General features: G+C 41.6%; 15 protein-coding genes and 1 pseudogene. 8 read left to right on the forward strand and 8 right to left on the reverse strand.

What is annotated here, in order from left to right; all coding sequences use genetic code 11:
• Window positions 1-454 precede the first annotated feature (454 nt).
• The 7 genes from groL to miaB form a co-directional block, all read right to left on the reverse strand.
• Entirely contained in the window at window positions 455-2,086 is a 1,632-nt protein-coding gene (groL, locus tag DZC72_RS08180) for a chaperonin GroEL (RefSeq protein ID WP_125222343.1), read from the reverse strand.
• Window positions 2,087-2,200: 114 nt separating this feature from the next.
• Entirely contained in the window at window positions 2,201-2,479 is a 279-nt protein-coding gene (locus DZC72_RS08185) for a co-chaperone GroES (RefSeq protein ID WP_094997291.1), read from the reverse strand.
• A 145-nt stretch (window positions 2,480-2,624) separates the two neighbouring features.
• Window positions 2,625-2,984, reverse strand: a complete 360-nt coding sequence (gene secG, locus DZC72_RS08190; protein ID WP_099546867.1) for a preprotein translocase subunit SecG — start codon at window positions 2,982-2,984, stop codon at window positions 2,625-2,627.
• Between the two features lie 5 nt (window positions 2,985-2,989).
• A complete protein-coding gene (locus DZC72_RS08195; RefSeq protein ID WP_125222344.1) occupies window positions 2,990-3,886 on the reverse strand; it encodes a hypothetical protein in 897 nt (298 codons plus the stop codon).
• Between the two features lie 3 nt (window positions 3,887-3,889).
• Window positions 3,890-4,378, reverse strand: coding sequence for an LptE family protein (locus DZC72_RS08200; protein WP_125222649.1), 489 nt, complete (start codon window positions 4,376-4,378; stop codon window positions 3,890-3,892).
• 125 nt (window positions 4,379-4,503) lie between these two features.
• Complete coding sequence (locus tag DZC72_RS08205; protein WP_125222345.1) at window positions 4,504-5,775, reverse strand: sigma-54 interaction domain-containing protein; 1,272 nt, start codon at window positions 5,773-5,775, stop codon at window positions 4,504-4,506.
• Between the two features lie 114 nt (window positions 5,776-5,889).
• A complete protein-coding gene (gene miaB, locus DZC72_RS08210) occupies window positions 5,890-7,335 on the reverse strand; it encodes a tRNA (N6-isopentenyl adenosine(37)-C2)-methylthiotransferase MiaB (protein WP_125222346.1) in 1,446 nt (481 codons plus the stop codon).
• Between the two features lie 229 nt (window positions 7,336-7,564).
• On the opposite strand from miaB, the gene DZC72_RS08215 reads away from it, so the two are divergent.
• Window positions 7,565-8,833: an LVIVD repeat-containing protein gene (locus DZC72_RS08215; RefSeq protein ID WP_125222347.1), complete on the forward strand. Its 1,269-nt coding sequence runs from the start codon at window positions 7,565-7,567 to the stop codon at window positions 8,831-8,833.
• 70 nt (window positions 8,834-8,903) lie between these two features.
• On the opposite strand, the gene DZC72_RS08220 is transcribed toward DZC72_RS08215, so the two are convergent.
• Window positions 8,904-12,050 carry a WD40/YVTN/BNR-like repeat-containing protein gene (locus tag DZC72_RS08220; protein ID WP_125222348.1) on the reverse strand — a complete coding sequence of 1,049 codons (3,147 nt, stop codon included), beginning with the start codon at window positions 12,048-12,050 and terminating at the stop codon, window positions 8,904-8,906.
• A 175-nt stretch (window positions 12,051-12,225) separates the two neighbouring features.
• Between DZC72_RS08220 and topA the strand changes: the two are divergent.
• The 7 genes and pseudogenes from topA to DZC72_RS08255 all read left to right on the forward strand — a co-directional run bounded on the left by topA (window position 12,226) and on the right by DZC72_RS08255 (window position 21,845).
• Window positions 12,226-14,714 (forward strand): annotated as a pseudogene (gene topA / locus DZC72_RS08225) (type I DNA topoisomerase).
• A 68-nt stretch (window positions 14,715-14,782) separates the two neighbouring features.
• Entirely contained in the window at window positions 14,783-15,940 is a 1,158-nt protein-coding gene (locus DZC72_RS08230) for a formimidoylglutamase (protein WP_125222349.1), read from the forward strand.
• Window positions 15,941-16,060: 120 nt separating this feature from the next.
• Window positions 16,061-17,425 (forward strand): T9SS ring complex lipoprotein PorK/GldK, encoded by a 1,365-nt coding sequence (gene porK / locus DZC72_RS08235; RefSeq protein WP_099546875.1) that lies wholly within the window; start codon window positions 16,061-16,063, stop codon window positions 17,423-17,425.
• A gap of 72 nt (window positions 17,426-17,497) precedes the next feature.
• A complete protein-coding gene (gene porL / locus DZC72_RS08240; RefSeq protein WP_125222350.1) occupies window positions 17,498-18,148 on the forward strand; it encodes a type IX secretion system motor protein PorL/GldL in 651 nt (216 codons plus the stop codon).
• Between the two features lie 58 nt (window positions 18,149-18,206).
• Entirely contained in the window at window positions 18,207-19,766 is a 1,560-nt protein-coding gene (porM, locus tag DZC72_RS08245; RefSeq protein ID WP_125222351.1) for a type IX secretion system motor protein PorM/GldM, read from the forward strand.
• Window positions 19,767-19,827: 61 nt separating this feature from the next.
• Window positions 19,828-20,715 (forward strand): type IX secretion system ring subunit PorN/GldN, encoded by an 888-nt coding sequence (porN, locus tag DZC72_RS08250; RefSeq protein WP_125222352.1) that lies wholly within the window; start codon window positions 19,828-19,830, stop codon window positions 20,713-20,715.
• Between the two features lie 41 nt (window positions 20,716-20,756).
• Entirely contained in the window at window positions 20,757-21,845 is a 1,089-nt protein-coding gene (locus DZC72_RS08255) for an NAD(P)/FAD-dependent oxidoreductase (RefSeq protein ID WP_243641678.1), read from the forward strand.
• The last annotated feature ends 16 nt before the right edge of the window (window positions 21,846-21,861 follow it).

Raw genomic sequence — 21,861 nt, forward strand, 5'->3', positions numbered from 1 at the left:
CAATTTAAAATACAATGGTTTTCCATTAAATTTTACCATAAGATTTAAGGCACGTAAGTATCTATATTTTAATACCTTAACTCTTAATTTGTTTCTGCTGATATCAATTTTAGTTAATATTTTCTTAACAAAAATATCATGGATCACTATCTGAAATACATTCGTGTAAATTTCTATAAATTAGATTTCAATGGCACAAGCAAAATCAGCTGGTAAACCTGCTGCGAAACCTTCTCCTGCAAAGGCAGGTAAGAAGGCTGCTCCAAAAGCTGCTCCTAGAAAGAAGTAGTCTTGTTGGGACCTATGGGATAGGTCCTTACCTTTGGAAAAAGAAACCACCTTTTGTAAAGAAAGAAGGTGGTTTTTTTATGAGCTAAAATAAAAAAGCTGCCCAATTTTTTAGACAGCTTTTCACTTTAGTTATCTAAGTCCCCTCTTGTGATTTGGGGGATTATTACATCATACCGGGCATGCCACCGCCACCCATTGCTGGGCCTGCAGGAGCATCTTCCTTAATATCGGTCAATGCACATTCTGTGGTCAAAATCATTCCAGAAACAGAAGCGGCATTTTCCAAGGCTACCCTGGTTACTTTCTTAGGGTCGATTATACCGGCCTTCATCATCTCAACATACTTATCTGATTTGGCATCATAACCATAATCTCCTTTTCCTTCAAGAATTTTGGCAACAACTACGGAACCTTCACCACCGGCATTTTCAACGATGGTCCTAAGTGGTGCTTCTATAGCCCTGGCAACAATTTGTAGACCGGTTGCTTCATCCTCGTTTTCGGTAGTCACTTTTGAAAGAACCGACTTGGCCCTTACCAAAGCTACACCACCACCTGCTACGATACCTTCCTCAACAGCGGCCCTTGTAGCGTGCAATGCATCGTCTACACGGTCTTTTTTCTCTTTCATTTCAACTTCAGATGCAGCACCAACATAAAGAACGGCCACACCACCGGCCAATTTGGCCAAACGCTCCTGTAACTTTTCTTTGTCGTAGTCAGAAGTCGTTGTCTCAATTTGAGACTTTATTTGGTTTACTCTTGCCTTTATATCCTTGGCAACCCCGCCTCCGTTTACGATGGTCGTGTTGTCCTTATCGATTTGTACTTTTTCACAAGTACCTAGCATATCAATTGTTGCATTGTCCAAGGAGAAACCTCTTTCCTCGGAGATAACGGTACCTTTTGTCAAGATTGCGATATCCTCCAACATGGCCTTTCTTCTATCTCCAAAACCTGGTGCCTTAACAGCGGCAATTTTTAGGGAACCTCTTAATTTGTTTACGACCAAAGTAGCCAAAGCCTCACCATCCACATCTTCTGCAATGATCAATAATGGCTTGCCTGATTGTGCTACTGGTTCCAATACGGGAAGCAGGTCCTTCATGGAAGAAATTTTCTTGTCGAACAACAAGATGTATGGGTTGTCCAATTCAGTCACCATTTTTTCCGAATCGGTTACAAAGTATGGTGAAAGATAACCTCTATCAAACTGCATACCTTCCACAACATCCACATAAGTGTCCGTTCCTTTGGCCTCCTCAACGGTAATAACTCCTTCTTTACCAACTTTATCAAAGGCTTGAGCGATCAAATCTCCAATTGCCTCATCGTTATTTGCGGATATAGAGGCAACTTGTTTGATTTTTTCGGATGAATCCCCAACTTTTTTGGCTTGCTTGGCCAAATTTTCCACGATGGCCTCTACCGCTTTATCGATACCTCTTTTAAGGTCCATTGGGTTTGCGCCTGCCGCAACATTCTTTAGACCTTCCTTAACGATAGCTTGGGCAAGAACGGTAGCTGTAGTAGTACCATCACCTGCCAAATCATTGGTCTTGGAGGCAACTTCCTTTACCATTTGCGCACCCATGTTCTCAAGTGCATTTTCAAGCTCTATTTCCTTTGCTACGGTAACACCGTCTTTCGTTACTTGCGGTGCTCCAAATGATTTGCTGATGATTACGTTTCTACCTTTTGGTCCTAAGGTTACTTTTACAGCATTTGCCAATGCATCCACGCCTCTCTTGAGTCCGTCTCTTGCATCAATGTCAAATTTTATGTCTTTTGCCATGTTTTAATTTTTTAGTTTTTTCGGCCTTTCGCTCTACGCATATGGCCATAATTAATTTTCTTATAAATCTTTTTGGATTGGGCTATAGGCCAATGGCCTGCAGCTAAACGATTTTTAAATGATCGCTAAAATGTCACTCTCACGCATCATTAGGTAATCAGAACCATCCAACTTTAATTCTGTACCGGCATATTTTCCATAAAGAACGGTATCACCAACCTTAACAGTAACTTTTTCGTCCTTGGTTCCAGGTCCTACGGCAACCACTTTACCTCTTTGAGGTTTTTCCTTTGCCGTATCTGGAATATAAATCCCCGACGCAGTTTTTGTTTCAGCTGCCATTGGCTCAATAAGTACTCGGTCTGCCAATGGTTTGATATTAACTTTAGCCATAATATTAAAATTTTAAATTGATTTTTTAAGTTTCACACTTTAAAGGCAGAAATTATGCCATTACCTAAAAACTGACACATTGTGAAAGCAAAAATGCCAGCTTGTCATTAAGCTGGCATTTTATATAGACTTTTAAGTTCTTAAACTACAGACTGTCGTTCGTTGAACTATCATTTGTGACAGGTGGGGTCACTTCCTCGGGTAAAGTTTCCGGAACCGTGGTCTCGAAATCATCGCCCTGTAAAAGTTTGGAATCCGCATCTCCAAAGTTTCCTTTTAGAGCAATATTGGAAGCTAAAATCAGTATGACCAAAAGTCCGGCCAATGTCCAAGTGCTTTTGTCCAAAAAGTCACCGGTCTTCTTGACGCCTCCTACGACCTGATTTCCTCCGCCGCCAAAAGAAGATGATAATCCTCCGCCCTTTGGATTCTGTACCATGATTACCAATACCAATAAAAAGCAGACAATGATAATTAGTATCAGAAAAATTGAAAATGTACTCATTTTACCTACTTGTTTTCTTGTTGAATTTTATGTACCGATTTTATTCGGTCTGCAAAGAAACTACTTTTTTCCGGATATTTCAAACTTAAAATTTTGTAGGCCTGTATGGCCTTTTTGTATTTTTTTTGCTCCAGATAGACCCTTGCCAAGGTTTCCGTCATTAACTCGTTTTTGTCGATTTTAACCGAGTCTTTTGGATTGAAGGTGACCTTGATATTTTCCTTGGGAACTATTTTTGGGTTCTCAGCAATGAACTTATCTATGCGGTCGAACTTCTGTTTCTTGCGGTCGGGATTTCTGGATTGTTTTTTTTGTGCCGTTCCCTTCGTTTTTTCATTTAAAGAATCCCCGTTTTCTTCCCGTTCTATTTTTTTCTTTGAAGCGAGTTGAAGCCATTCTGTAAAAGAATATTTTTCTTTTTTGTCAAAATCCAAAGGCTTTCCCAAATCCAAGGTATCAACCTCTTTTTTTATTTCCTCTGATGGTTTTTTGGAGGTGAAAATATCAGGATCCAGAATATGTTCGGCATCGTGGATGTCCTGTGGCAAAGGTTTGTCTTCTGATTCCTCGATGAGTTTTATCTCCTTTTGGGTCAAGCTGGGCGCTTCGTCCGTAACAGGGTTTTCATCAACTTCTGGCGATGTGGGCAAATCGTATTGTAGAAAATCCTTGGAGGTAATAAAATCGAAAAGAACATCACGGTCCGTGGTACAGGCCGCGGTAAGTTTCAACGCCTTATTGTACTTATAGCTATTGAGGTTTTTAAGTCCCTTTAAATGTAGGGCCCTTGCCGCTTGAAAATATGGATATTCCTTAATGATATCTTCCAATTGCTTCGTTTGCAAAGGATCTACAACTTTGTTGGGGTGTTCAAGGAAGTATGTAAAATCCGAAATAGTCATGGGTTACCAATCTGCTAAGGAAGCATTAAAAATATCTTGGGTTATACGTTCAAAAATGACTTCATGGGCCTCGTCCTTAATTGCCGACAATTGCACGTTTGCAGGATAGTCATAAAAAAAGGAAAAACTTTGATCAAAATCCGCATCGGGATCGTTACGGTTGTAGAAGCGGGCCTTTACCCTAATGGAAAGTCGGTTTTGGGCCGCTGTTTGTTGGGCTGTTGCGGCCATAGGTGAAATTCTATATTCTGTTATTTCCCCTTCATACAACAAATCGGCATTCCCATTGTTTACCAAATCCAAACTGGTCTGGTTCAGTATCCTGTTTTGCAAGGCCTGGGTAAAATCCCTGTCCATACCCGGTTCAAAGGTAGAACCTGGACTCTGGGTTGCATAGTTTTGAAAGTAATTTACCTGAAAAGTATCTGCGTTTATGGGCCCGGCCCCCGTAAAATTGTATATGCCGCAGCTGATTGTCAAAAGCAGGGGCATGAGAATCAAGATTATTTTTTTTAGTGTGTTCAAGGGTTCAAAATGTTTCAGGTTTCGGGTTTTTTGTTGCAGGTTTCAAGTTTCGGGTTTTCGTTTCTTCAGTCGGCTTTCCTTGCTTTCTCAAATCAAAGATCGTATTGCTTTATTTTTCTATATAACGTTCTTTCCGATATTCCAAGCTCAGAAGCTGCGGCCTTTCTTTTGCCCCTATTTCTATCCAGGGATTTCTTGATCAATTCAATTTCCTTTTCCTGTAAAGATAGGGTTTCCTCTTCTTCGATTTCCTCTGCAAAATGATATTTGTCCTCCTGGGGAGTAGGAGTGTAGGTCCTTTCTACCTTGGGCTCCGGAAGACTTAGCACTTCCAGGGAAGAGACTTCCTGTTCCTCTATTTCCTCCTCTTGTTTATCGCCATAGATCTTGCGTATGAGGTTTTCATTTTCCTTTTGCACTTTTTGGCTGTCATTGTTCTTCAAGAGTTCCATGGTCAACTTTTTAAGGTCGTTGAGATCGCCCTTCATGTCGAACAACACTTTGTACAAAATTTCACGTTCATTGCTGAAATCGCTTTCGGACTTTTTATTACTGACAACGGCCGGAAGGTTATTGCCCACATTTTGTGGCAGGTAACCATGGAGCGTTGCCGCATCTATGGAGCGGTTTTCTTCCAATACGGAGACCTGTTCCGCTATGTTTCTCAGTTGTCGGATGTTTCCCGGCCATCGGTATTTTAACAACAAATCTACGGCACTGTCCTCCAAACGGATGGTGGGCATCTTGTATTTTTGTCCAAAATCCGAAGCAAATTTTCGGAACAACAGATGGATATCCTCCTGCCGTTCCCGCAAGGGAGGAATATTGATTTCCACCGTACTTAACCTGTAGTATAGATCTTCCCTGAATTTTTCCTTTTTTATGGCCTCGAACATGTTCACATTGGTCGCGGCCACAATACGAACGTTGGTTTTCTGGACTTGGGAGGAACCTACCTTCAAAAATTCGCCATTTTCCAAAACCCGAAGCAGTCTTACTTGTGTCGTTAAGGGGAGTTCACCAACTTCATCTAGGAAAATGGTACCTCCGTCCGCCACTTCAAAGTAACCGCTCCGGGTTTGTGTGGCTCCGGTAAATGCCCCTTTTTCGTGTCCAAAAAGTTCACTGTCAATCGTCCCCTCTGGAATGGCCCCACAGTTTACGGCTATATATTTGGCATGTTTCCTGTGTGACAGGGAATGTATGATTTTTGGTATTGACTCCTTCCCAACACCACTTTCTCCCGTAACTAAAACCGAGATATCGGTTGGTGCTACCTGTATGGCCTTTTCAATGGCCCTGTTCAGTTTGGGGTCCTGGCCTATGATTTCAAATCGTTGTTTTATACTTTGTATGCTTTCCATGTACTCGATCATCGAGATTAAAAATACTCCGATTACTTATTTCGGAATAAAATTTGAATTTTTTATATGTGCCTCTAGGGCTCGCGACAGTTTGGGTTATTGTCCCGCAGGTACTCAGTTATTATGGGAATACCCCACGGCCTTGCCCAACAAGGTGGCAGAGGTACAGTCCTGCATTTCTACCATCACAAAATCTCCAACATTATAATCCTCTTTTGGAAAAACGGCCACCGTATTCTGGGAGGTACGTCCCATCCAGTGGGTATCTGATTTTTTGGAAACGCCCTCTATCAATACTTCTTGGGTTTTTCCAAGATTGGCTTTTATACGTTCCAAGGAGTGTTGTCTCTGTAAGTCGATAATTTCAGTTAGCCTTCGTTTTTTTGTCTCTTCGGGTACATCGTCCCTTAGCTTACGTTCTGCCAAGGTTCCCGGTCTTTCAGAATAGGCGAACATGAATCCGTAGTCATATTTCACATATTCCATCAGAGTTAGGGTATCTTGGTGGTCTTCCTCGTTTTCCGTGGGGAATCCCGCGATCATGTCCTGTGAAATCCCACAATCGGGAATTATGTTCCTAATGTTATCGATGAGTGCAAAATACTCTTCCCGCGTATGCAGACGATTCATCGCTTTTAAAATCCGGTTGCTTCCGCTTTGTACGGGCAGGTGGATGTAATTGCAAATATTCTCATACTTCGCCATGGTGTGGATAACATCCAAAGTCATGTCCTGCGGATTGGAAGTGGAGAATCTAATTCTCATTTTTGGCTGGGACAATGCCACTTTTTCCAATAGCTGGGAAAAGTTAACGGCCATGGCCTGCTCCATTTCGGAAGCTTTTCCAAAATCTTTTTTTAATCCCCCGCCGTACCAAAGATAACTGTCCACATTTTGACCCAATAAGGTCACTTCCCTGAACCCTTTGTTCCAAAGGTCGTTTACCTCGTTTATGATGGATTGGGGGTCCCGGCTTCTTTCCCTTCCACGGGTAAAGGGGACCACACAGAACGTACACATATTGTCACAACCCCTTGTAATCGATACAAAAGCGGTAACTCCGTTCGAATTAAGCCTAACCGGGGCAACATCCCCATAGGTCTCATCTTTAGAGAGAATGACATTTACCGCGTTTCTACCTTCATCTATTTCTTGGATGAGGTTGGGCAGGTCTTTGTAGGCATCTGGACCTACGACCATGTCCACAATTTTTTCCTCTTCCAGAAATTGGTGTTTCAATCGTTCTGCCATACACCCCAATACCCCCACTTTTAGATGGGGCCTGTCTTTTTTTATGGCATTGAATTTTTCTAATCTTTTCCGAACCGTTAATTCGGCCTTTTCCCTAATGGAGCAGGTATTTACCAAGACCAAATCCGCGTCCTCCAAATTTTGCGTAGTGTTGAACCCTTCCTCAGCCAGGATAGAGGCCACGATTTCACTATCGGAAAAATTCATTTGACACCCGTAACTCTCTATATATAGGTTTCGCTGGTTTTGAATCTTACCTTCGGTCCTTAGTGCTGATCCCTGTATGCCTTCATCAATTGTTTTCTCCATAAAGCCTTCAATTGCCATTAAATATTGGGTGCGCAAAGATAACATTATATTCAAAAATATGACAAGATGACAGTTTATTTTAGCTTTATTTTATAGTTTGAATTGCCCAATAAAATTCTGTCATACTTAGGTAATACAAATAAAGCGGAGCAAAATATTTTTTCCAAGTTTACGCAACTTGGTTCACCATTTTTCATCTTAGGAAAGTAACTGATTTAACACTAACATCATGAAAAAGAATGTACTATTGTTTTTTTTGTGCTTCGTGATTCCTTTCGTCTCCTGTGATGACGACGGACCCTACGAGGACTATTTGGTGGCACGCCCCATTTTGGAGGATGCAGTTTCATTCAAGGCCGAAGCTATAGATATTATCGACCCAATTCCCATACAGACATCGGGAAAAATTTATGCATACAAGAATTATATTTTTATAAATGATGTGGGAAGTGGATTCCATGTAATCGACAATCAGAATCCTTCGAACCCTCAAAATATCGCCTTTTTCAAATTGGAAGGAAACAACGATATTTCAATCAAGGACGAGAAGTTATTCGCTGATAGTTATGGGGATTTGGTGATTTTTGATATTTCCGATATCAATAACATTCAATTGACCAGCCGTATGGTAAACGCCATCTACAAGAACTATGATGTTTGGGTCCAAAATATAGAATTTCCCCAAGCAGATATTTATGATTATGGCGATATCGATTACGATAGGTATGTTGTGGTTGGTTGGGAAGTAAATATGGAACGCAGACCAGTATCTGAATATGAAGAACAATTCAGGTGCGATAACTGTGAGTTTAGGAATTTCGATAACGTTATAAACACTGCAGAAAGTAATGTGGGTCAAGGCGGCTCCATGGCCAGGTTCAAGATAGTGGGCGATTATCTTTATGTAGTAGATTACAGTGACCTAAATATTTTTGATATTTCAAATTTGGAAACCCCCACCACTTTGGACGATGTATCCGTGGCTTGGGATATAGAGACGATTTTTAACCAAGGTGATATTTTGTTCATAGGGGGAAGACAGGGTATGTACATCTATGATATTAAAGACCCTGCCAAACCTGAATTCGTTTCTGAATTCAGACATGGAACGGCTTGTGATCCCGTGGTGGTAGATGGAAACTTCGCCTATGTGACCTTAAAAGGCGGGGATTTTTGTGGCAATACGGAGAGCGGTCTCTATGTGGTGGACATTTCTAATTTAAAAAATCCTGAGTTGAAGGTTATCTACCCAATGTTCGGTCCAAATGGGCTAGGTATTAAAGGGGACAAACTCTTTATTTGTGATGGAAGCGATGGGCTGAAGGTCTTTGACAAGAGTAATGCCCCCAACATTACCCAACTCAACCATTTCCCTAATATCGAAGCCTATGATGTGATTCCTTTGGAAAATACCCTGTTGATGATTGGTGGAGGCACGTTACGGCAATATGAATATTTGGAAAATGATATCCAGTTGATAAGTACTTTTGAGTTGTAATCACCTTACAATTAAAATAAAAAGGGAAGCCAATAAAGCTTCCCTTTTTATTTAAAATAGTATGTAACGATTATTCTAAGGAAATCATTTTGATTTTGCTTTCCTGCACCTTGTTATTTAGGTTTTCTACGTATTCCTTCATCAATTTATTCAGGTTTTCGATTTCAACATTCAATTCTTTTGTAGCTACCTCAAAGAATTCTTTGGCCTGCTTTGTAGGAGGTTGATCACCTCTTTGGGAATCGGCCAACAAAAATGCAAGCCGATTGTTTATACGAATGCCATAGTTCAAAGGGTCTTGTCGGCTTTGGTTTTTGGTCATATGTATGTTGTTCTCAATAACCGATAATTTCGACTCAAATTCGGTTATGAGTTCCTGCATTGCTGTATCCTCTTTGGTTTTTTCCTTCAAATAATCCAAATCGTTTTTCACCTTTCTGATGGAAATAATGGCATTGTTCGCACGGCTAACCTGATCCCGTACCTTGATTAGAAAATCGAACTGATCTTGTAATTCCTGTTGCGTGATATCCAGCCTAGGGTCTTTCAAGATCGTAAAGTCCTTTTCCTGTACTTGCCCATTAAAAGTTAACCTTACCCTGTAATCCCCAGGCACCGCTTTTGGGCCAATATTGGGCGATGAATAAAACACCATGCCTTTAAAAGCATCAAAACCGGGATATCTCATGTTCCAAACGAGTCGGTTTCCGCCGGGTTTTACTTTTAAAGTTTTAGTGGCCGAAGGATTCAAATTATCGGCAACGGCCTTGTTCGAAAAACGTTGTATAACCTTTCCATTGGTCTCCAGAATATCGATTTGTACGGAATCTGTTTCCTTAAGGTCTTTGAGGAAATAATTGATAATGGTACCATCTGGATGGTTTTCCCCTTCAAATTTGGCATCTCTATCGTCTGAATCGCCGGATTGATACATCCTATAGGATACATCGGGTTTGAATACATAAAAGTCACTAGTGGCAATTTCTTGGGATAATTGATGCAGTGGAGTGAGGTCGTCTATCATCCAAAAACTTCTGCCGTGCGTTGCGGCGATCAGGTCGTTATCCCTTACATGAAGATCGCGTATGGAAGTAATGGGTAAATTAAGTTGAAAAGGGGACCAAGATTTGCCATCGTCAAAGGAAATGTACATGCCCCATTCCGTTCCGGCATACAGCAGACCTTCCCTCACTTTATCAGATCGAATGGCCCTAGTGTAATATTCTGCGGGGATACCGTTGGTGATGAGCTCCCAGGTTTTTCCATAATCCGTTGTTTTATAGAGATAGGGGGTGTAGTCGCCAAACTTATAGTAAGAGGCGGCTACATATGCAGTTCCTTTTTTGAACGGACTCGCATCGATACAATTGATCATGTTCAGTTTTGGGGATATTTCTAAAGGAGGGGTTACGTTCTCCCAATTTTTTCCGTTATCCCTTGTTACATGGATAAGCCCGTCATCACTACCGGTCCATATTACCCCTTCTTCCAACGCCGATTCCGATATAACAAAAATGTTCGAATAGAATTCCGCACCTGTATTGTCTTGGGTAATGGGACCACCACTTGATTGTATGGTTTCAGGGAGACCTCTGGTCAAATCCGGCGATATGGTCTCCCAGGATTGTCCTCCATCCGTAGTCATGTGTAAATAGTTGGATCCCGCATAAAGTTTGTTTGAATCGTGCATACTGAAAGTCACGGGATAGTTCCAATTGAAGCGGTATTTCATGACTTCGGCCCCGGATCCCGCAGGGTTGTCCGGCCATACGTTTGTAGACCTGGCTTGACCTGTGCTATGGTCCAATCTGTTCATGTAACCTTTGTAGGTCCCGCCGTAAACAATATTATTGTTCTTTGGGTCCGGTGCCAAATGAGCGCTTTCACCTCCCGCAGTAGGTTCCCAATCTCTTTCCGTAATGGCACTACCTACTGTTCTATGAGCTATACGTAAGGCGGTATTGTCCTGTTGGGCCCCGTATAGGCGATAGGGAAAAACACTATCCGTCACTACCCTGTAGAATTGGGCGGTTGGTTGGTTATGGTAGGTGGTCCAATTATTCCCGCCATCATTTGAGATTTGTGCTCCCCCATCATCGGCAATGGCCATTCTCATATTGTTATTGGGATCTATCCATAGGTCATGGTGGTCCCCGTGCGGTGCATTTTTTAAGGTGAAAGTTTTTCCGCCATCCGTGGAAACCCCATAGCTTACGTTCATTACATATAGTTTATCCACATTTTGCGTATCCGCATATATTCGGGTGTAGTACCAGGCGCGTTGTCTAAGGGCACGGTTCTCGTTTATCTTGGCCCAAGTTTTTCCACCATCGTCCGATCGAAAAAGACCGCCCTCCTTAGCTTCAATAAGGGCCCAAATCCTTTTGGAATCTATTGGGGATACCGTTATTCCAACAATGCCCCAAGGAAATCCAGGTAAACCGGAATTTGTTGAGATGTCCGTCCAAGTATCCCCGCCATCGATACTTTTGTACATTTTGCTATCTGGCCCCCCACTGTCCATACGGTAGCCGTTTCGTTTCATTTCCCAAGTAGTGGCATACAAAATTCTTGGGTTATTGGGGTCTATGATAAGATCGCCTGCACCTGCCTTGTCGCTTATATAAAGTATTTTTTCCCAGTTAGCGCCAGCGTCCAATGTGCGGTAAACACCCCTTGTTTCGTTTGGTTTCCACAAGTTTCCTAGAGCAGCCACATAAACAATGTCTGGATTTGTTGGATGTATCCTGATTCTCGCTATGTGTTCAGACCCTTCCAATCCTATAAATTTCCATGTTTCTCCAGCATCCAAACTTTTCCACATACCATGACCCGAGGAAACGTTCCCCCGCAAAGTCTGTTCCCCTTCTCCTACATATATAATATTAGGATCGGACTCGGCTACGGCAACGGTCCCAATGGAACCTCCAAAAAAGCCATCGGAAATACATTCCCATGAATTGCCCGCATCGGAGGTTTTCCACACGCCACCACCTGCAGTACCCATATAATATAGGTTTGGGTCATTAATAACGCCGGTTACGGTGCCTGCCCTTCCGCCACGAAATGGACCAACCAAACGCCATTCCATTCCCTCGTAAAGCGATTGGTCAAATTGCACGCCCTTGGCCTTATTGTTTTTTCGTTGGCCAAATACTTTGTTGGAAGGCAAGTAAATAAGCAAGCACAATGCCACTAGGAAGTAGTTTTTTTTCATCTTTGGTCGGTTCATTAATTATTTCTTCTAAAAATAAGAAAACAAATCTTTCAAATTCATAGCTAAGTATGAATTCTTTGATATCAGGAAATTCTTTGATATTACCCTGAAATAATAGAACTCAAATTTTAAAGTATAAATTTTAGTATACATTTGTATCCATAAAAACCATTGCATGGCCAAGAATTTAGTTATCGTCGAATCCCCGGCAAAAGCAAAAACCATTGAAAAGTTTCTAGGAAAGGATTTTAAGGTGGAATCCAGTTTTGGGCATATTGCAGATTTGCCGTCCAAGGAACTGGGAGTGGATGTGGAGAATGATTTTGCGCCAAAATATGTAGTTGACAAGGAGAAAAAGGCCTTGGTCAAAAAACTAAAGGATTTGGCCAACAAAGCGGAGACCATTTGGTTGGCAAGTGATGAGGACCGTGAGGGAGAGGCTATTTCCTGGCATTTGGCGGAGGAATTGGGCTTGGACAAAAAGAAGACCAAAAGAATTGTTTTTAACTCCGTTACCAAAGCGGCCATACAACGTGCCATTGAAAACCCCAGGGATATCAACTATAACTTGGTAAACGCCCAACAGGCAAGAAGGGTACTGGACCGTTTGGTAGGGTATGAGCTATCGCCCGTACTTTGGAAGAAGATAAAACCTGGATTGTCCGCCGGTCGAGTACAATCCGTAGCGGTCAGGTTGATCGTTGAACGGGAGCGCGATATCGAGGCTTTTACACCGGAAGCCTCGTTCAAGATTTCTGCGGAATTCAAAACTGAATCTGGCAGTGTCTTCCTAGCCAAGTTGGGTAAGGCCTTTGACTCCAAGGAAGAGGCGAATGCCTTTTTGAAACAAAATATTTCGGCTAAATTTTCGGTTGCCAAACTGGACAAAAAACCGGCCAAGAAATCTCCTTCGGCACCCTTTACAACCTCTACCTTGCAACAGGAAGCTTCGCGAAAACTTTATTTTTCAGTAGGAAGAACCATGCAGGTTGCACAAAGGCTCTATGAGGCTGGACTTATAACCTACATGAGGACAGATAGCGTGAATCTTTCCGGGGAGGCCATAAATTCGGCAAAAGAGGCCATAATCAACAATTACGGCGAGAAATATAGTAAGGTTAGAAACTTTACTGGAAAATCCAAAGGTGCCCAAGAAGCCCATGAGGCCATCCGACCAACCGATATGTCAAATCAATCACCTTCCCTTGAACGGGATCAGTCAAAATTGTATGACCTTATTTGGAAAAGAACGATAGCATCACAAATGAGCGATGCCGAGCTTGAGCGAACAAATGTTCGTATACAGGCCGATAAACATTCCGAGGAATTCACCGCCAATGGTGAGGTCATCAAATTCGATGGTTTCTTAAAAGTTTACTTAGAGGGTGTTGATGATGAGGATTTGGCCGAAGAACAGGACGGTATGCTACCGGCCATGAAGGTAAACGAGGTCCTTTACAATAACTATATTACCGCAACGGAACGATTTACCAGACCCCCCTATAGATTTACCGAAGCTTCTTTGGTAAAAAAGTTGGAGGAATTGGGCATAGGAAGACCTTCTACCTATGCGCCAACAATTTCTACAATTTTAAATAGGGGTTATGTTGAAAAGGGAACCATAGAGGGTACGGAAAGAAAATATGCCCAATTGGTTCTCGAGGCGAATACTATAAAGGAAAAGAACCTAACAGAAAATGTAGGATCTGATAAAGGTAAAATGGTTCCAACCGATATCGGTACAATTGTAACCGATTTCTTGGTAAGCAATTTTGGAAATATCCTGGATTACAATTTTACGGCCCAAGTGGAAGAGGATTTTGATGAGATTGCCACCGGAGAGGAAGATTGGAAAAAAATGATGAAAAACTTTTATAAGGATTTTCATCCCAATGTCCTGGACGTAGAGGAAAATGCAGATAGGGCCAGCGGTGAGCGTGTTCTGGGCAAAGACCCTAAAACGGGAAGGCAAGTTTCCGTTCGCCTGGGCAGATTTGGCCCCATGGTCCAAATTGGAACGGTTGAGGAGGAGGAGAAACCGCTCTTTGCAAGTCTTTTACCGGATCAGTCCTTGAACACCATTACCTATGAGGAAGCCATGGATTTATTTAAATTACCCAGAAAATTGGGTGTTTATGAAGGCGAGGAGGTGGAAGCAAACGTAGGAAGGTTTGGACCTTATGTCCGTTTTGGCAAGACATTTATTTCATTGCCCTCGGATGAGAACGCCTTGGAAGTGGAAATGGAACGTGCCATTGAGCTTATAAAAGAGAAGCAAAAGGCCGATGCCCCTATAACCAGTTATGAAGGTGAGGATGTAACAAAAGGAGTAGGGCGATTTGGTCCGTATATAAAATGGAACGGTATGTTTATCAATGTCAATAAAAAGTATGACTTTGATAATTTGTCCCAAGACGATATCGTAGCCCTTATTGAGGACAAAAAGCAAAAGGAACGGGAAAAAGTTGTGCAGAACTGGCCGGACCAAGGAATCAGGATCGAAAAGGCAAGGTGGGACGCCACCATATCATAAAAGGGAAGACTAAGGTCGAATTGGCAAAAACGGTGGACGTTTCCAAAATATCATTGGAAGAAGCTACAGAACTGATAGAAAAAAAGACCCCCAAAAAAAAGACAAAAGGGAAACCCAAATCAAAAAAGTAGTATAATTTTGAAAGAAAGTGTAGGAGACCTCACTTTTAAACAATCAAAATCAATACTTAAAAACCAACATGGCCTTTGATTTTTTAGTTCCTGTAGAGGATAGGGTGCTTGCCCACTGCGAACTATTGCCAGCCCAGGCAATAGGTAGAAATACCCATATACATACAGTAAAGGATGGCTTGCCCGTCTTGGCGAACGCTACCGTTGCGATCTTTGGCGTTAAGGAATCCAGAAATGCCTATGAGAAGAAACTGGAAATTTTGGACGTTTCTGCCATAAGGTTACAATTATACAAACTCATGTTGGGAAACTGGGACACTACTATCGTAGATCTTGGTGATTTGGAAGAGGGTGAAACGGTCGAGGACACCTATTTTGTAGTGAAGGAGGTTACAGCGGGCTTGTTGGAAGAAAATGTAATTCCTATCATCTTGGGAGCTACTCAGGATATTACCTACCCCATTTACAGGGCGTTCGACAGTATCAAGGATATGATAAATCTGGTCGCCGTGGACAGTAGGTTCGACTTTGGCATCGATGACGAACTTATATCCTCCCACTCCTATATGAGCAAGATCATTACGGATAAGCCCAACAATCTTTTTAACTTTTCCAACATTGGCTATCAGAGTTATTTTAACGCCCAGGAAGAGGTGGATCTTATGGAACGCCTCTTTTTTGATTCCTACAGGTTGGGAGAAATTGCCAGCGATTTATCGCTGGCGGAGCCCGTGCTCCGAAACGCCCATATGGTCAGCTTGGATGCTAGGGCCATTAAGGCCAGTGAGATTGGATTTTCCGGAAATTTTTCCCCTAACGGATTTACCGGAAGGGAGATTTGTGCCATTTCAAGATATGCAGGTATCAGTGAGCGGGTCATGGCCTTTGGTATTTTCGAAATGGAAAATAACATTCAGTGCCAACAATTGTTGGCACAAATAATATGGTACTTCATAGAGGGTATCAATTACAGGATCAAGGAGTCCCCTTATACTAAAACAGAGGACTTTACCAAATATAATGTTCCTAACGATGAAGAGGAACTCGTTTTCTACAAGAGTCTTCTGACCGAAAGATGGTGGGTAGAGGTGCCATCAATTTTTACTTCACATACTAAAGAAGGTACGCCAGCGTTATTACCTTGCACCGAGCAGGATTATTTGGACGCATGTGACCAAAAAATTCCCGAAAGGTGGTTTAAGGCCTATAAAAAGGGCTTTAATTAATTGAAAAATTAGTATTACATAAAATTTATAATACAATAATTTATTCAAAACATAGTTTTAAGAGTTAGAATAACCTTATAGTATTTGCATTTTAACCATAATCGAAATTTAACCTAAAGTATGAAGAAGCTATTGTTATCATCTATAGCGTTTGTTTTTTTGCTCACAAGTTGTGGGTCAAAGACTAAAGGAGAGCTAGTCGGCGTCCAGGGCAAAAAATGGTATCCGGAAAAACCATATGGAATGGAACTTATCCCAAGGGGTTCTTTCATTATGGGTAAAAGTGAAGAAGATCAAGCCAAAGTATTAAACGCTCCTACCAAGACCGTTACAGTGCGTTCCTTTTATATGGACGATACTGAAATTACCAACAGCGAGTACCGTCAATTCGTGGAATGGGTAAAGGATTCAATTACAAGAACCCGTTTGGCCATTTTAGCGGATGAATTAGGATTAGGTCCAGAGGACGGGGGTATTGGCGATTATGCATTTAAGGATGCGGATACCACTAGAGCTTCGGTGTACGATAAGTATATGTTGGACAACTATTCCGGTATGGGAGAGACCGGTTATGAAGGAAGGGCCTTAAACAAGGATGAAGACCTTATTTGGGACACTTCAGACTATCCTGATGAATATTATGCCGAGGTTATGGATTCATTATACATACCAGAAGAGGAATCCTATAATGGTCAGCGAAGTATCGATGTTACAAAATTAAAGTACAAGTATAGCTGGATGGATATTGAAGCTGCAGCCCGTGCCGCCAAAAAAGGAAAGGGTAGTAGAAAGGATTTTATCCGCACGGAGGAGTTGGAAATTTATCCTGACACTACGGTTTGGATTAGGGATTTTGAATACTCCTACAACGAGCCCATGCATAACGATTACTTTTGGCACGATGCCTATAGCGAGTACCCTGTAGTTGGAATCTCTTGGCAACAGGCAAAGGCTTTCTGTAATTGGAGAACAAAGTTCAAGAACGATGATCAAAAGAGTCGTGGGAAACAATTTGTAAACCAGTTTAGGTTACCAACCGAGGCAGAGTGGGAATATGCTGCCAGAGGTGGAATCGAAGGAGGAACTTATCCATGGGGAGGACCTTATGTAATAAGTGATACAGGTTGTTTTATGGCCAACTTTAAACCGCAGCGAGGTGATTATGCTGCAGATGCTGCGCTGTACACCGTAGAGGCAAAATCCTATGAACCAAACGATTTCAACCTATATAATATGGCAGGTAACGTTGCGGAATGGACAAATTCCAGTTACGACCCAAGTGCATACGATTACGTATCCACTATGAACCCTAACGGAGGAGATCAATCCAATACACGAAAAGTAATACGGGGAGGATCTTGGAAAGATGTCGCCTACTTCTTGCAAGTAAGTACAAGGGATTACGAATATGCAGATTCTGCACGTAGCTACATTGGCTTTAGAACAGTACAGGATTACATGGGCGAGGAAGACTCAACACAGTAAACAAGTAAACTATTCATATTAATTAATTATTAACCAAATCTTTAGTATTAAACCTTAAATTAAAATTAAATCATGGCACAGTCAAAATCAACAAAAAAATTATTCAACATGGCCTACGGGCTTGGAGCATCGGTAGTAATCATTGGTGCATTGTTTAAAATTCTTCACTGGGAGTTTGGACCTCTAACAGGTGGTCTTTTATTGGCCATAGGTCTTATTACAGAAGCCCTTATCTTCGCTATTAGTGCATTTGAACCAGTAGATGACGAAGTGGATTGGTCTTTGGTATATCCGGAATTAGCGGGTGGAGAATCCAAAGGAAGAAAGAATGAAGTAGCCGAAGTTAAGGAGGCAGAGACTTCTTTGTCCAAAAAATTGGATGATTTATTGAAAGAGGCAGGTGTTGACGCCAGCCTAATGGAGAGCTTGGGATCTAGCATCAGAAACTTTGAAGGTGCTGCAAAAGGTATTGCTCCTACTGTAGACGCAATGGAATCTACAAGAAAGTATTCCGAAGAAATGGTACAAGCAGCCGCGCAAATGGAATCTTTGAACAGTCTTTATAAAGTACAATTGGAAAGTGCTAGCAGACAAGCTTCCGTAAACGAGGAAGTAGTACAAAATGCAAGTGCACTTAAGGAGCAAATGGCTTCCCTTTCTACTAACCTTTCTTCTTTGAATGGTGTTTACGGTGGAATGTTGTCCGCAATGAACAGAAACTAAATTGGATTTTAATAAAACCAAACCAAATCAGTATTAATTAAAATCTAATTAGAAAACCATGGCAGGAGGAAAAGCAACACCACGTCAGAAGATGATCAACCTTATGTATTTGATCTTCATCGCAATGCTGGCGTTAAATATGAGTAAAGAGGTGCTAGCGGCATTCGGTATTATGAATGAAAAGCTGGAGACTTCTAACGAAAAGACAACCGCAAGTAACGAAGCGTTCTTGGGAAGTCTTGAAACGAAGGCATCAGAGGATGCGGCTAAATATGAAAAGCTGTACCAAGATGCGCAGAAGATTAAAACAATGTCCCAAGAGTACTTCGACTATTTGGAATCTCTAAAGGATGGTATGACAGAAGGATTGGAAGATCCAAAGGATTATGCCCGTATGGATAATTCAGATTATTTGGATCAGAAATTCTTTCAAGGTGACAATCTTTCAGAAGGTGGTCAAGAGTTTATGAAAAGACTGACTGACTACAGAGACCAAGTTGCCGCTATCGTACCAGCTACCCTAAAACAATCGGTAATCGATCGTTTTAAAACAGGTGATGAAAACGGTAAAGTGGAGAAAAGGGACGGTACAAAGCAAGATTGGATCAACTATCATTATGAAGGGTATCCATTGGTCGCTTCTTTGGCCAAGTTGACTTCTTTGCAAGCTGATGTAAAGGCTACCGAAGAAGCTGCCTTAAAGTCAATGTTGGAAGGTGAGCTGACAAGTCAAGTGTCTCTTAAGAACTTTGCTACATCACTATCAGCAACAAAGTCTGCTTTTTACGCTGGTGAAAAGTACGATGGTAAGATCATCATCAGTAAAACTGACAACACCTCAACACCGGTAAGGGCTGAATTAACTTTAGATGGTAGAAAACTTTCTGAAGGTACGGACTATAAATTGGAAGCCGGAGGCGTTAAAATGCTTATTGGTGCTGGTAATGCAGGTGATCATAAAGTAGAAGGAGCTATTTATTTTAAGCAGGATGGTGAGGAAATCGAGGTACCGGTAAGTAACTCTTTTGCTACTATCTCCAAGCCGAACGCGGCTTTGATCGCTGCGGATAAAATGAACGTGGTATATCGTGGAGTTGCTAACCCAATGTCTATCTCCATACCTGGTATCCCAAATAACAAAGTAAGTGCATCCGCACCTGGTTTGAAGTCATTAGGGGGTAGCAATTATGTAATGAACCCAGGAACAGGTAGAACGGTAACGATTTCTGCTTCGGGTACTTTGCCCGATGGGCAAACAGTTTCCTCTAAATCGGAATTTAGAATTAAGGACATTCCAAGACCTGAAGGTACGATTAGCAAACAGTCCGGTAGTCTTAAATTACCAAGGGCCAACGTTGAGATCGCAACTATTGGTGCTATGTTGGATGAGTTTGATTTTGACTTGAATCTTGCCGTAAGTGGATTTAAATTCAAAGTACCAGGACAACCAACGGTTAGCGTAAACGGTAACAAGTTGGATGCTAAAGCCAAAGCGGCATTGAGACGAGCCGGAAGAGGTGATGTGGTACAGATCTTCGATATCGAGGCGTACATTACAAATAACAAAAGTTACAAGTTGAAGAAAGTTTCTCCGGTAGTTGTGGAGATAACAAACTAAAATAGTGAATATTACCGGGTAGCCTTATAAGGTTGCCCGGTTAATTTTAAAGTTAACAAGAATGAATTGGAAAAATGTATTAATAATGGGTGCGGTTACTTTATTGCCCGCCTCCATGATGGCCCAGGCCAATATCTTGAACGCTAAAAAACCACAGGAAATAGGTGTTCGTACGGAAGAGCAAAAGGCCGTAGATAACGACGCTCCCTTGGAATATGGTTACGTGGATGATAGGGACATTCTTTGGTCCAAAACACTTTGGGAAACCATAGATTTGGATGAAAGGGTAAATTTTCCACTATATTATCCTACGGATACTATGGACATTGGTAAAAACAGAAGGTCCCTATACCATGTTTTGATAAAAAGCCTTAAGGAAGGTAAGTTGGAAGCCTATGCGGATTCCTATTTTACAGAAAAAAGGACCTACAATGATCTTGCCGGTGCGTTACAATCCGTAGATACATTGGATTACGGATATGAACAAATGAATGCCGGTGAGCAGGTTTCTGCCGAATATATTACCCGTAGGAATATCACCGCCGGGGAAATTGAGGAATACCATATCAAAGGTATGTGGTACTTTGACAAAAGGCAGGGAGAGTTAAAATATCGTTTATTGGGGATAGCCCCGGTTGCTCCGGACGTAAACTTCATCGACGATGAAAACCCTGATATGGTTGAACTTTTCTGGATATGGTACCCAGATGCCCGTGAAATATTGCATGAGGCCAAGGTCTTTAACCAGCAAAATTCCGCACAACCCATCTCTTTTGATATGTTGTTGAACGCAAGAAGGTTTAATGCTGTCATCTATAAAGAAGATAATGTGCATGGTGACCGTAAGGTCAGTGATTACATTGCGGACAATGCGCTTTTCCAATTATTGGAAGCAAAACGTATCAAAGAAACCATTAGGGACAGGGAACAAGATATGTGGGCCTACTAAGGCAAAAGAAAATTCCAATTCAATAATATAAGCTCCGATATATGTCGGAGCTTTTTGTTTATGGCTATTTTTGCCAAATGATGGATTATATTGTTGTGGGCCTTGGATTGGCGGGTGCCGCTTTTTGCGAAACCCTTAGGCGTAATCATAAAAGATTTTGTGTCATAAGCGACCAATCCCAGACATCCTCCAAAGTAGCTGCAGGATTGTCCAATCCCGTAATTTTAAAACGGTTCAACCTGGCTTGGAAGGCCAACGAACTAGTGCCCTTATCCAAAAGTTTTTATGAGGAAATGGAGGAAGAATTGGGTGAAAAATTACTGATTGATCTACCTATTTTGCGAAAATTTAGTTCCATAGAAGAACAAAACCTATGGTTTGAAGCTTCGGATAAGGACTATTTAAATCGATTTTTATACCCACGACTTATTAGAAACACAAACGAGGCATTGAATGCGCCCTATGATTTTGGAAGTTTACAAGGAGCCTATCGACTAAAAACCGAGGCATACTTGAATGGGTTTCAAAAGAAAGTACTTTCGCCGTCTACCTTTCTGCAAGAGTCATTTGATCACGTCTCTTTGAAGGTGATGAACGATGGTGTGGAGTATAAGGGAATCAGGGCCAAGAATGTTGTTTTCGCCGAAGGATATGGTATTAAGCATAACCCATTTTTCAACTATCTTCCTATGCAAGGGTCCAAAGGGGAATATTTAATCGTTGAAAGCCATCAACTACAGGAACAGCGTGCCATTAAGTCCTCCATTTTTGTTATACCCATTGGAAAAAACCTTTATTTGGTTGGGGCGAACTATAATTCCGTTGATAAGGACAATATACCTTCAGAAAGTACCAAGCGGGAGTTGCTATCAAAATTGGAAAGGATAATTAAATGTCCGTATCAAGTGGTTGGACACATTGCAGGTGTTAGACCAACTGTAAAGGACAGAAGACCCTTAATTGGAACGCATCCCATTTATAAGTGCCTTCACGTTTTAAATGGTTTTGGATCCCATGGCGTAATGATCGCACCTTGGGCGGCTACGGAATTGTTCGCATCTTTGGAAACGGGGGCTTCTTTGGAGGATGAGGTATCCGTAGCTAGATATCAAAAATTGTATTACAGTTAAAACTACTGCGCATAAA

This window comes from Maribacter algicola (assembly GCF_003933245.1).
Classification (GTDB): domain Bacteria; phylum Bacteroidota; class Bacteroidia; order Flavobacteriales; family Flavobacteriaceae; genus Maribacter; species Maribacter algicola.